Annotated in this window: 10 protein-coding genes and 1 tRNA gene; 10 read left to right on the top strand and 1 reads right to left on the bottom strand. The window is 64.3% G+C overall.

Annotation, left to right across the window (positions count from 1 at the left end; genetic code table 11):
• Window positions 1–11 precede the first annotated feature (11 nt).
• From HWX03_RS23710 to HWX03_RS23665, 10 genes are all read left to right on the top strand, one after another.
• Entirely contained in the window at window positions 12–2,246 is a 2,235-nt protein-coding gene (locus HWX03_RS23710; RefSeq protein ID WP_175872858.1) for a bifunctional (p)ppGpp synthetase/guanosine-3',5'-bis(diphosphate) 3'-pyrophosphohydrolase, read from the top strand.
• Between the two features lie 84 nt (window positions 2,247–2,330).
• Window positions 2,331–2,407 (top strand) — tRNA-Val (locus HWX03_RS23705).
• A 271-nt stretch (window positions 2,408–2,678) separates the two neighbouring features.
• Window positions 2,679–4,586 (top strand): threonine--tRNA ligase, encoded by a 1,908-nt coding sequence (gene thrS / locus HWX03_RS23700; protein WP_175872857.1) that lies wholly within the window; start codon window positions 2,679–2,681, stop codon window positions 4,584–4,586.
• A 49-nt stretch (window positions 4,587–4,635) separates the two neighbouring features.
• The gene (infC, locus tag HWX03_RS23695; protein WP_174390844.1) at window positions 4,636–5,160 is read left to right on the top strand and encodes a translation initiation factor IF-3; all 525 of its coding nucleotides are present in this window, start codon (window positions 4,636–4,638) and stop codon (window positions 5,158–5,160) included.
• Window positions 5,161–5,351: 191 nt separating this feature from the next.
• Window positions 5,352–5,549, top strand: coding sequence for a 50S ribosomal protein L35 (gene rpmI / locus HWX03_RS23690; protein WP_004191477.1), 198 nt, complete (start codon window positions 5,352–5,354; stop codon window positions 5,547–5,549).
• Between the two features lie 30 nt (window positions 5,550–5,579).
• The gene (gene rplT / locus HWX03_RS23685) at window positions 5,580–5,939 is read left to right on the top strand and encodes a 50S ribosomal protein L20 (RefSeq protein WP_004192938.1); all 360 of its coding nucleotides are present in this window, start codon (window positions 5,580–5,582) and stop codon (window positions 5,937–5,939) included.
• A gap of 148 nt (window positions 5,940–6,087) precedes the next feature.
• Window positions 6,088–7,101, top strand: a complete 1,014-nt coding sequence (pheS, locus tag HWX03_RS23680; protein ID WP_006486107.1) for a phenylalanine--tRNA ligase subunit alpha — start codon at window positions 6,088–6,090, stop codon at window positions 7,099–7,101.
• Window positions 7,102–7,197: 96 nt separating this feature from the next.
• Window positions 7,198–9,627, top strand: coding sequence for a phenylalanine--tRNA ligase subunit beta (pheT, locus tag HWX03_RS23675; RefSeq protein WP_175872856.1), 2,430 nt, complete (start codon window positions 7,198–7,200; stop codon window positions 9,625–9,627).
• Window positions 9,628–9,699: 72 nt separating this feature from the next.
• Window positions 9,700–10,086, top strand: coding sequence for an integration host factor subunit alpha (locus tag HWX03_RS23670; RefSeq protein WP_006486093.1), 387 nt, complete (start codon window positions 9,700–9,702; stop codon window positions 10,084–10,086).
• Window positions 10,087–10,143: 57 nt separating this feature from the next.
• Window positions 10,144–10,557: a MerR family transcriptional regulator gene (locus tag HWX03_RS23665; RefSeq protein ID WP_175872855.1), complete on the top strand. Its 414-nt coding sequence runs from the start codon at window positions 10,144–10,146 to the stop codon at window positions 10,555–10,557.
• Window positions 10,558–10,638: 81 nt separating this feature from the next.
• On the opposite strand, the gene HWX03_RS23660 is transcribed toward HWX03_RS23665, so the two are convergent.
• Window positions 10,639–12,849, bottom strand: coding sequence for a hypothetical protein (locus HWX03_RS23660; protein ID WP_175872854.1), 2,211 nt, complete (start codon window positions 12,847–12,849; stop codon window positions 10,639–10,641).
• Window positions 12,850–12,961 lie beyond the last annotated feature (112 nt).

The following is a 12,961-nucleotide window of genomic DNA, read 5'->3' as shown; positions in this document are numbered from 1 at the left end:
CAGGCCGTGCAATGACCGAATCCGTTTCCGCCTCTCCCGTCGCGGCGCCGTCGTTCGACGACGTGCTCGCGTTCGTGCGCGAGCGGGCCGGCGACGCGCGCCTGTCGTCCGGCGAGCTGCTCGCCGATCACTCGGCGGGCACGGCGGCGATCATGCGCACGCTGAACGTCGATCCGTCCGCGATGCAGGCCGCCGCGCTGTTCGTGCTGACGCCGCACCTGAGCGACCCCGAGCGCGAGCTGACCGAGCGTTTCGGCGACGAAGTCGCGCGGCTCGTGTCCGACGTGCGCAAGCTGTTGCGGCTCGGCACCGTCAGCCTGCGCGTCGCGCAGAACGCGAAGCCCGACTCCGGGCGCGACGCGGCGGAAGAGCGGCGCACGCAGATCGAGGCGCTGCGCAAGATGCTGCTCGCCTTCGCGCAGGACATCCGCGTGGTGCTGATCCGGCTCGCGTCGCGGTTGCAGTCGCTGCGCTACTACGCGGCCGCGAAGATCGATCCGCCGCCCGACGTCGCGCGCGAGACGCTCGAGATCTATGCGCCGCTCGCGAACCGTCTCGGTATCTGGCAACTGAAGTGGGAGCTCGAGGATCTCGCGTTCCGCTTCGAGGATCCCGTCACCTACAAGCGGATCGCGAAGCTGCTCGACGAGAAGCGCATCGAGCGCGAGGCGTACGTCACGCAGGCGATCGCGCGGCTGCAGCGCGAGCTCGCGGAAGCGCACATCCAGGCCGACGTGAGCGGCCGGCCGAAGCATATCTACAGCATCTGGCGCAAGATGCGCGGCAAGGAGCTCGATTTCTCCGAGCTGTACGACGTGCGCGCGTTTCGCGTGATCGTGCCCGACATCAAGGATTGCTACGCGGTGCTCGGCATCGTGCATCACCTGTGGCAGCCGGTGCCGAAGGAATTCGACGACTACATCTCGCGGCCGAAGCCGAACGGCTATAAGTCGCTGCATACGGTCGTGATCGGCGACGACGGCCGTGCGTTCGAAGTGCAGATCCGCACGCAGGAGATGCATCGTTTCGCCGAGTACGGCGTCGCCGCGCACTGGCGCTACAAGGAGGCCGGCGCGCGCGGCTATGGCGGCCAGTTCTCGGCGAGCGACAAGTACGACGAGAAGATCGCGTGGCTGCGCCAGTTGCTCGCATGGAAGGACGACGTCGAGGACGGCACCGAAGTGTCGGGCGACCAGGCGTGGGCGCAGTTGCGCGAGACGTCGCTCGACGACGACCACATCTACGTGCTGACGCCGCAGGCGCGCGTGATCGCGCTGCCGCAGGGCGCGACGCCGGTCGATTTCGCGTATCACCTGCACAGCGAGCTCGGCCATCGCTGCCGCGGCGCGCGCGTCGACGGCGTGATGGTGCCGCTGAATACGTCGCTCGCGAACGGCCAGACGGTCGAGATCGTCGCGGTGAAAGAAGGCGGGCCGTCGCGCGACTGGCTGAACCTGCAGCTCGGTTACCTGAAGAGCTCGCGCGCGCGGCAGAAGGTGCGTGCGTGGTTCAACTCGATCGAGCAGGAAGAAAACGTCGCGCACGGCCGCGCGCTCGTCGAAAAGACGCTGCAGCGCGAGGGCAAGACGTCGGTCAACCTGGACAACCTCGCCGCGAAGCTCGGCTTCAAGTCGCCCGAGGAGCTGTTCTCGGTCGTCGGCAAGGAGGAATTCAGCCTGCGCAACGTCGAGCACGCGCTGTCCGATGCGCCGCCGCCGGAACCGGCGCCCGAGGCGCCGGCCGATTTCGAGAAGCGCAGCAGCGGCGCGAGCGTCGCGCACGGTGCGTCGACCGGCGTGCTGGTGGTGGGCGTCGACGCGCTGCTGACGCAACTGGCGCGCTGCTGCCGTCCGGCGCCGCCCGATCCGATCAGCGGTTTCGTCACGCGCGGCAAGGGCATGTCGATCCATCGCACCGACTGCCCGACGTTTCGCCGGATGGTCGAGCGCGCGCCGGAGCGCGTCCTGCAGACGACCTGGTCGGCCGACGTGCTGGGCGGGCGCGGCGCGTCCGTCTATCCGGTCGACCTGATGATCGAGGCGAGCGACCGGCAAGGGTTGCTGCGCGATATTTCCGAAGTGTTCGCACGCGAAAAGATCAACGTCGTGGGCGTGAAGACGCAGAGCCGCCGCAATGCGGCATTCATGCAGTTCACGGTCGAGGTATCGAATTCGGCGCAGGTGCAGCGCGCATGCACGCTGCTTGGCGAGGTGCAGGGCGTCGTGCGGGCAGGGCGGAAATCGTGATGGGGCTGGAACAGCGGTATTTTGCTGCAACCGCATAAAACACTTGCCAAGCTGGCAGCAGCCCCATATAATCTTAGCTTCTCTAGGCTCGTAGCTCAGCTGGTTAGAGCACCACCTTGACATGGTGGGGGTCGTTGGTTCGAGTCCAATCGAGCCTACCAACGAATTGAGAATGCCCGGCCTCCGGGTGTTCGATGCAGTACACAACTCAACGCGAACAAGGCGAATACGGTTATGACACCGCGAACGTTGACCGAAACCACTTCGGAGCGACGCTAGTCGAGGAACGTTTTCGCCCTTTCAGTTTGAGTGAAGTATCGAATGCGGCCCCTCGAAAGCGGGGCCGCATTTTTTTTGTCGCGAATTTTTCACGCGTGAGTTTGATCTCGCGTGCCTGGTCTGCCGCCCACTGTCGGCATCACGGAGAGTGCTATGGTTTCGATACGCTTGCCTGACGGCTCAGTTCGACAATACGAGCATCCGGTGACAGTTGCCGAGGTTGCGGCCTCGATCGGTCCCGGCCTTGCTAAGGCTGCGCTTGGTGGCAAGCTCGATGGCGAGCTCGTTGATACGTCGACGGTGATCGACCGCGATGCGTCGCTCGCGATCGTCACGGACAAGGATGCCGACGGCCTCGACATCATCCGCCACTCGACCGCCCACTTGCTCGCGTACGCGGTGAAGGAACTGTATCCGGACGCGCAGGTGACGATCGGCCCGGTGATCGACAACGGTTTCTATTACGACTTCTCGTACAACCGCCCGTTTACGCCGGAAGATCTCGAAAAGATCGAAAAGCGCATGCAGGAACTCGCGAAGAAGGACGAGCCGGTCACGCGCCGCGTCGTGTCGCGCGACGAGGCGGCCGGTTACTTCCGCAGCATCGGCGAGAAGTACAAGGCCGAGATCATCGAATCGATTCCGCAAAGCGACGAAATCAAGCTGTACTCGCACGGCGGCTTCACCGATCTGTGCCGCGGCCCGCACGTGCCGTCCACCGGCAAGCTGAAGGTGTTCAAGCTGATGAAGGTCGCGGGCGCGTACTGGCGCGGCGATTCGAAGAACGAGCAGCTGCAGCGCATCTACGGCACGGCCTGGACGAAGAAGGAAGACCAGGATCAGTACCTGCACATGCTCGAGGAAGCGGAAAAGCGCGACCACCGCAAGCTGGGCAAGCAGCTCGACCTGTTCCACATGCAGGAAGAGTCGCCGGGCATGGTGTTCTGGCATCCGAAGGGCTGGGCGCTGTGGCAGCAGGTCGAGCAGTACATGCGCCGCCGCGTCAACGAAGCCGGCTATCTCGAGATCAAGACGCCGATGATCATGGACCGCTCGCTGTGGGAAGCGTCGGGTCACTGGCAGAACTACCGCGAGAACATGTTCACGACGGAGTCGGAGAAGCGCGACTACGCGATCAAGCCGATGAACTGCCCGGGCCACGTCCAGGTGTTCAAGCACGGTTTGCGCTCGTATCGCGACCTGCCGCTGCGCTACGCCGAATTCGGCTCGTGCCACCGCAACGAGGCGTCGGGTGCGCTGCACGGCCTGATGCGCGTGCGCGGCTTCGTGCAGGACGATGCGCACATCTTCTGTACGGAAGATCAGGTCATTGCCGAATCGATCGCGTTCAACAAACTCGCGATGAGCGTGTACAGCGATTTCGGCTTCGAGCACATCGACATCAAGCTGTCGCTGCGCCCGGAGCAGCGCATGGGTTCGGACGAAACCTGGGATCGTGCCGAGCAGGGGCTGCGCGAAGCGCTGACGGCCTGCGGCCTCACGTGGGAAGAGTTGCCGGGTGAGGGCGCGTTCTACGGCCCGAAGATCGAGTACCACATCAAGGATGCGCTCGGCCGTTCGTGGCAGTGCGGCACGCTGCAGCTCGACATGATGCTGCCGGAGCGCCTGGGCGCCGAGTACGTGGCGGAAGACAACAGCCGCCGCCGGCCGGTGATGCTGCACCGCGCGATCGTCGGTTCGATGGAGCGTTTCCTCGGTATTTTGATCGAGCACCACGCTGGTGCAATGCCGGCCTGGCTCGCGCCGTACCAGGCAATTGTGCTCAATATCGCCGAAAGTCAGGCCGAATATGCGCAGTCTCTGACCCAATCGTTGCAAAAACAAGGGGTTAGAGTAGCGGGCGATTTGCGCAACGAGAAGATTAGCTATAAAATACGCGAGCACACGCTGGAAAAGGTGCCTTATCTCCTCGTCGTGGGCGATAAGGAGCGTGATGCGCAAACGGTAGCCGTGCGTGCCCGTGGCGGCGTCGATCTTGGCGTTATGCCGGTCGAAGCCTTCGTTGAGCGTCTGCAGGAAGACCTGCGCTCGTTCAAGTAGCCACCCTGGCAGCGCGGCTCGTTTTTTTAATTTTTAGAGGAAACGTAACATCGCTACTGATAAGTCGTCGCATCGCATCAACGGTGAAATCAATGCGCCGGAAGTGCGTCTGGTCGGGCTCGAGAACGAACCGCTCGGTATCGTAAAACTCGCTGATGCTTTCCGTAAATCGGAAGAACTGGATGTTGACCTGGTGGAAATCGCGCCGCAAGCGGTTCCCCCGGTTTGCCGTCTGATGGATTACGGCAAGTTCAAGTACCAGGAATCGAAGAAGCAGCACGAAGCGAAGCTGAAGCAGAAGGTCATCCAGGTGAAGGAAGTCAAGTTCCGCCCGGGTACCGATGACGGGGATTACAACGTCAAGCTCCGCAATCTCGTGCGCTTCCTCGAAGAGGGCGACAAGACGAAGATCACGTTGCGTTTCCGCGGCCGCGAAATGGCTCACCAGGAAATCGGTATGCGGATGCTTGAGCGTCTGCGCACGGATCTCGAGGAAGTCGGCCAGGTCGAGCAGATGCCGAAGATGGAAGGGCGCCAGATGATCATGGTGCTCTCGCCGAAGAAAAAGAAGTAACGGGCCCGCGCGCATCGCGCGCAGGTTCGACAGTGGTTCGGTGCGTTGCCCGGTCAGGGCGGCGCGCCAACAATGACGGCGGCTGCGCAAGCGGGTCGCCGTACACAAGTGGAGTTGGGTTTCGAAGGGCGGGTCAAGGGCGCAAGCCAACCGCACACCCATCGCCATCTAATAAACTGGAGTTGTTCGTCATGCCTAAGATGAAGACCAAGAAGAGCGCTGCAAAGCGCTTCGTGGTGCGTCCGGGCGGTACCGTCAAGCGCGGTCAAGCCTTCAAGCGCCACATCCTGACCAAGAAAACCACGAAGAACAAGCGCCATCTGCGCGGCGCAACGGCAGTTCATGATTCCGATCTGAACTCCGTCCGCGCGATGCTCCCGTTCGCGTAACCCCTCAACCGATACTCCAAGGAGAGAAACATGCCTCGAGTCAAACGTGGGGTAACCGCACGGGCCCGCCACAAGAAGATCATCAACCTGGCCAAGGGTTATCGCGGCCGCCGCAATAACGTCTACCGCATCGCCAAGCAGGCGGTGATGCGCGCTGGTCAGTACGCGTACCGCGATCGCCGCAACAAGAAGCGTGTGTTCCGCGCACTGTGGATCACGCGTATCAACGCGGCAGTTCGCCAGCACGACATGACCTACAGCGTGTTCATCAACGGCCTGAAGAAGGCGTCGATCGAACTCGACCGTAAGGTCCTGGCCGACATGGCGGTGTTCGACAAGGCTGCTTTTGCTGCGATCGTCAAGCAGGTGAAAGCCGCCGTTGCAGCCTAATTGCGAAATTAGCACTGCGTGGTTAGTTGCAGCGAGGTTCCGGTAGTCTCGGCCGCTGCAGCGAAAACGGGGCTCTTCCGAGCCCCTTTTTTGTTTGGTGGGCGGTTTCGCTCGCCAAGACCGAATGACGTTGGAAATGATGGGATCTATGGATCTGGACCAGATTGTCGCCGACGCGCAGCAGTCCTTCGAACAGGCTGCCGACATCACCACGCTCGAAAACGAGAAAGCGCGATTTCTCGGCAAATCGGGTGCGCTGACCGAGTTGCTGAAGGGCCTCGGCAAGCTCGATCCCGAAGCACGCAAGACCGAAGGCGCACGCATCAACGTCGCGAAGCAGCAGGTTGAAGCCGCGCTCACCGCCCGTCGCCAGGCACTGGCCGACGCGCTGCTGAATCAGCGCCTCACTGCCGAAGCGATCGACGTGACGTTGCCGGGCCGTGGCGCCGGCGCAGGCAGCCTGCACCCGGTGATGCGCACGTGGGAGCGTGTCGAACAGATTTTCGGCTCGATCGGTTTCGATGTGGCCGACGGCCCCGAAATCGAGACCGACTGGTACAACTTCACGTCGCTGAACAGCCCGGAGAACCATCCGGCGCGTTCGATGCAGGACACCTTCTACGTCGAAGGCAAGGATGCCGACGGTCGCCAGCTGCTGCTGCGCACGCACACGAGCCCGATGCAGGTGCGTTATGCGCGCATGAACCGTCCGCCGATCAAGGTGATCGCGCCGGGCCGCACGTATCGCGTCGACAGCGATGCGACCCACTCGCCGATGTTCAATCAGGTCGAGGGGCTGTGGATCGACGAAAACATCAGCTTCGCCGACCTCAAGGGCGTCTATACCGACTTCCTGAAAAAATTCTTCGAGCGCGACGACATCCTCGTGCGCTTCCGTCCGTCGTATTTCCCGTTCACGGAACCGTCGGCCGAGATCGACATGATGTTCGAGCAAGGCAAGAACGCCGGCAAGTGGCTCGAAATTTCCGGCTCGGGGCAGGTGCATCCGACCGTGATCCGCAACATGGGCCTCGACCCCGAGCGCTACATCGGTTTCGCGTTCGGCAGCGGCCTCGAGCGCCTGACGATGCTGCGCTACGGCGTCCAGGATCTCCGGCTGTTCTTCGAGAACGACCTGCGTTTCCTGCGCCAGTTCGCATAACGCCGCTCGCCGCGCCGACCTGTGCCCGCGCACGCCCCGACGGACGTTTCCGAGGGGCCCGGGCGTCGATCTAACCTGTTTCGAACGTAGACATCCATGCAATTCCCTGAATCCTGGTTGAGAACCTTTGTCGACCCGCAGCTGACGACCGACGCACTGTCGCACGCGCTGACGATGGCGGGGCTCGAAGTCGAATCGCTGAGCAAGGCTGCGCCGCCGACGTCGAAGATCGTCGTCGGCCGCGTGCTCGAAGTCGTCAAGCATCCGGATGCGGACAAGCTCAATGTCTGCCAGGTCGACGCCGGCACCGGCGCGACGCTGAACATCGTCTGCGGCGCACCGAACGTCGCGCCCGGCATCAAGGTGCCGGTCGCGCTGGTCGGCGCGGAACTGCCGCCGGCGGAAGAGGGCGGCAAGCCGTTCGCGATCAAGCTGTCGAAGCTGCGCGGCGTGGAGAGCCAGGGGATGCTGTGCTCGGCGCGCGAGCTGAAATTGTCCGAGGATCACAGCGGGCTGCTGATCCTGCCGGAAGACACGCCGATCGGCCAGGACATCCGCGAGACCCTCAATCTCGACGACACGATCTTCGAAATCAAGCTGACGCCGAACAAGGCCGATTGCCTGTCGGTGTTCGGGATCGCGCGCGAGACGGCCGCGATCACCGGCGCGCCGCTGACGCCGGTCGACATCCGCCCGGTGAACGTCGAGCTCGACGAAACGCTGCCGGTGCGCATTGCCGCGCCCGATCTGTGCGGCCGCTTCTCGGGTCGCGTGATCCGCGGCGTGAACGCGCACGCGAAGACGCCGCAATGGATGGTCGAGCGCCTCGAGCGTTCGGGCCAGCGCAGCGTGTCCGCGCTCGTCGACATCTCGAACTACGTGATGTTCGAACTCGGCCGCCCGTCGCACGTGTTCGATCTCGACAAGATCCACGGCGGCATCGAGGTGCGCTGGGGCAAGCGCGGCGAATCGCTGAAGCTGCTCAACGGCAACACGGTCGAACTCGACGAAACGGTCGGCGTGATTGCGGACGACCGGCAGGTCGAAAGCCTGGCCGGCATCATGGGCGGCGACAGCACGGCCGTCACGCTCGATACGACCAACATCTACCTGGAAGCCGCGTTCTGGTGGCCGGACAGCATCCGCGGCCGCGCGCGCAAGTACAACTTCTCGACCGATGCGGCCCATCGCTTCGAGCGCGGCGTCGATTACGCGACGACCGTCGAGCACGTCGAGCGCATCACGCAACTGATCCTCGACATCTGCGGCGGCAAGGCCGGGCCGGTCGACGATCAGGCGGTGAACCTGCCGCAGCGCGCGCCGGTGAAGATGCGCGTGTTGCGCGCGAACCGCATCATCGGCGTGAAGATCGACGCCGACGAGATCGCGAACATCTTCACGCGCCTCGGCCTGCCGTTCGAGCGTGAAGACGATGCGTTCCTCGTCACGCCGCCGTCGCATCGGTTCGACATCGAGATCGAGGAAGACCTGATCGAGGAAGTGGCGCGCATCTACGGCTTCGAGAAGATTCCGGCGCGGCCGCCGGTCGCGACGAGCGAAATGCGCGCGACCCACGAGACGCGGCGTTCGATCCACGACATCCGTCACGCGCTCGCCGCGCGCGACTACGCGGAAACCGTCAACTTCAGCTTCGTCGATGCGGAGTGGGAGCAGGATTTCGCGGGCAACGACAACCCGATCCGGCTGCTGAACCCGATCGCGAGCCAGCTTTCGGTCATGCGCACGACGCTGTTCGGCAGCCTGATCGCCGTGCTGCGCCACAACCTGAACCGCCGAGCCGATCGTGTGCGCGTGTTCGAATCGGGCCGCGTGTTCGTCGCCGATCCGTCGGTGAAGGCCGGCGAGCTGGCGGTCGAAGGTCACGCGCAGCCGAAGCGCGTCGGCGCGCTGGCGTACGGTCCGGCATTCGACGAGCAGTGGGGCGTGGCGACCCGCGCGGTCGATTTCTTCGACGTGAAGGGCGATCTCGAGGCGCTGCTCGCGCCCGCGGCTGCGCGCTTCGTGAAGGCCGAGCATCCGGCCCTCCATCCGGGCCGCAGCGCGCGCATCGAGGTCGATGGCCGTGCGGTCGGCTGGATCGGCGAGCTGCATCCGCGCCTGATGCAGAAGTACGAGCTGCCGAACGCGCCGGTGATGTTCGAGATCGACGCGGACGCGCTGATTGCACGTGCGCTGCCCGCGCCGACCGACGTGTCGAAATTCCCGCCGGTCCGTCGCGATATCGCTGTTGTCGTCGATCAGGCGGTCGAGGTTCAGGCACTTTTCGACGAAATGAAGAAGGCGCTTGCCGAAGAGGCCTGCCGATTCGTTCAGAAGGTTGTACTCTTCGACGAATTTCGTGCAAAATCAAATACTTCCGGTGGTCTTGCCGCGAACGAGAAGAGCCTTGCCTTCCGCGTGACGCTGCAGGACGCGGCTGGCACGCTGCAGGACGAGGTCGTCGATCAGGCGATCCAGACGCTGGTCGAGCGGATGGCTCGTGCCGGTGCGCGCCTGCGCGGCTAAGGAGAGGGCCGGCCCGTTCGCGGGCGGCTTGTTTCCATCGTAAGTTTTGATTCAACGCGCTGTATGGCAGATATGAACGACATGACCTCGAGTGAATTCGAAGCCCTCCTGACGGCGCAACGCAGCGCCATGAACCGCGACGCTTCGGCGCCGGCGTCCACCGAGACGCCGACGCTGACGAAGGCGGAACTGGCGGAGCTGCTGTTCGACAGCGTCGGGCTGAACAAGCGTGAAGCGAAGGACATGGTCGAAGCGTTTTTCGAAGTGATCCGCGATGCGCTCGAAAACGGCGAAAGCGTCAAGCTGTCGGGGTTCGGCAATTTCCAGCTGCGCGACAAGCCGCAGCGTCCGGGCCGCAATCCGAAGACGGGCGAGGCGATTCCGATCGCGGCCCGCCGGGTGGTAACCTTCCACGCGAGCCAGAAGCTGAAGGCGCTGGTCGAAAACGGCGCGGAGTAATACGCGCGCCCACGCCCCGCGCGGCCGCCGCGCACCCTTACCGACGGTTAACCGACGATGACCACTACGGTTGAGAAAGTCGTCTTGCCTCCGATTCCCGCGAAGCGCTACTTCACGATCGGCGAAGTCAGCGAACTGTGCGGGGTCAAGCCACATGTGCTGCGTTACTGGGAACAGGAATTCACTCAGCTGCGGCCGGTGAAGCGGCGCGGCAACCGGCGGTATTACCAGCATCACGAAGTGCTGCTGATCCGGCGGATTCGCGAGTTGCTGTACGAGCAGGGCTTCACGATCAACGGCGCGCGCAACCGGCTCGATTCGCCGGGCAGCGAGCGGGCTGCGGCGGAGCCGGTCGAATCCGACGCGCAGGCCGCCGATGCGCGCGAGGCGGGCAAGGGCGGCGCAACCGTCGACGTCATCGCGTTGCGGCAGGCGTTGCTGGACGTGATCGACGGACTGAAACACGACTGAGCGCCCGGCGTGCAGGATGCATTGAAAAGCCCGGTTGGCCACCTGCCACCGGGCTTTTTTCATGCGTGTCTTGCACGCGGATCAGCGCGACGCGAGCGGATTCTTCTGCCCCATGTCGACGACCAGCGTGCCGTCCGGCAGCATCCGCACCGAGCCCTGCGCGACCTGGCCGCGGTACCCGTACAGGTCGAACCGCATCGGGCCGGCCTCGGCCGAATTCCGGATCAGCGCGCGCACGTTCAGTTCGAGCACGTTGAACATCTTCATGTCACCGCCTTCCATCCACATGTAGCTCGGCGCGTCGATCTGCGGCCGCTTCGGCGCGGGCGCGCCCGCCGCGCGCCGGAACGTGAGACGCAATCCGTCGCGCTCGACCGTCGCCTGGCCGAGCTTGCCGTTCAGCACGGGCGGCGGGAACACGGTGTACTGGTCGAGCACGAGGGTGTCGCCGCGCAGTTCCGCGCCGCGCCGCTGCAACGGCGTCAGCGACGCGAGCTCGATGCCGAGCGAGCGCAGCAGCGTCGCCTGCGGGATGCCGAGCACCGACACCTGCGACGGCTTGAATGCGAGATGCCGGTCGTCGAGCACCGTCAGCGAGCCCTTCATGTCGGTCGGCAGCCAGACGCCCGGTACGTGATTCCACAGCTTGATGCCGCCCTGGACGCGCAAGTTCTGGCCGTCCGCGCTCAGTTGCAGGTCGTTCAGCGAGCGCGGCGAATAGTCGAGCAGGTAGTTGTTGAACAGCGCCGACATCGCCTTCCACGACTCGACGACCGTGCCGCCGAGAATGCAGATGTCGTACTGGTTGGGGTCGTCGAGATCCACGGGTTCGCCCGGGCGCTTCGATACGAGTTCGACGTCGAGATCCTCGACATGAAAGCCGATATCGCCGGACAGGTTGAAATCGACGTTGCGCAGGTGGATCGTCGGGTTGCGGTTCGACACGTGCCGTTCGTTGAACGGCGTCGTCGACGTGCGCCGCATCGCGACCTTCTGCATGCCCGGCCGCATCGCGTCCGCCGCGAGCGCGTACGCTTCCCAGTGCTGCCGCACGTCGCGCAGCGCATTCTGCTGCGCGGCGAGGAAGCTGTCGTTCAGGCGCGCCGCGGCGTTGCCGAGCAGCGCGCCGCTGGCCGGGCCCGTATACGACGGCATCCGGATCGCCATCGCGCCGCTTTCGTCGAAGTTGAAGTAGCCGGCCGATACCTGGTCGCGATAGTGATACAGGTCGAACACGAACGTCTGGTCGCGCTTCGACGCGTCGACCGGGCCGATCAGGATGTCCGCATTCATCGGCATCGAGCGCATGAATTTCACGTCGCCGCCGCGGATAACCATCGCCTGCTGCGGTGCGTTCGCAGGCATCGCGAAGCCGGCATGCGTGCCGTCGTCGAGCTTCAGGTCGAGGCCCGCCGGCGTCACGCGCACGGCGGTGATCGTGAGCTTCAGGCGCGGCGGCGGCATCAGCTTGTCGACCGCCATCACGAGATCGTCGCCGGCGAGTTGCGCGATCGGTGTCTGCACCTTCAGCAGATCGGCCATTTTCACGTTGGCCGCCCGCATCACCGGCTGCGCGTTGATGCCCGACACGCGCACGCCGGTCGGGTGGAACACGAGCTGGCTGCCGTCGCGGATCGCGAGCGTGCCGGTCAGCGAGAACGGTACCCAGCCGTCGCGCTGCATCTCGCCTTGCAGATGGATCACGCCGTCGCCGGCCGACACTGCGAGCTTGCGCAGCGGCGCGTTGCGATAGCCGAAGATGTAGGTGTTGAAGAGGGCGGTCAGCTTCGCGTTGTCGAGCGTGACCGTGCCTTCGTGCACGTCGATCTCGAAGCTCGTCGGATCGTCGAATACGATCGGCGCGCCGGCCTGCGTCGGCACGAGCGTGGCCGACAACTGATGGATGAAGAAGCCGAGGTTGTTGACGATGCGGAAATCGACGTCGCGCAGGAACGTCATCGCGCCGTTCTGGCCCGAGTCGCGTAGCGTGAACGGGCGCGGTTGCGTGAGGCTGATCGAGGCGAGCGACGGCACGGTGCGTGCGATCTGCTGCTCGCGCGCAAGGCGCTCGGCCTTGGTGCGTTCGATCTTCGTCGACGCGATCGACGTGTTGCTGTCGCGCTGCGCGGCCGATTCCGCGCACCCGGCGCAGAGCAGCGCGAGCGCCAGCGCGCCGCAGCCGAACACGCGGGATGGCGTGTGAGTCCTCCGGGCGGCCGTGCGTTGCAGGCCGGAAACCCAGTCGAAAATTGCCAAAGGCGAGCGATGGCCGCGCCGGACCGCATTCCGCATCGTCTGTCTCCATGTCTTGTCTTGATCGACGGCGGCGCGCGCCACTGCACGGCGCGAGCGTCGATGCCGTGCAGTGTGTCATAGCGCGCTAGAGCGGCGTTACCAAACAACG

The organism is Burkholderia sp. BCC0397, assembly GCF_902832865.1.
Taxonomy (GTDB): Bacteria; Pseudomonadota; Gammaproteobacteria; order Burkholderiales; family Burkholderiaceae; genus Burkholderia.
This window is presented reverse-complemented; position numbering and strand designations above follow the sequence as displayed.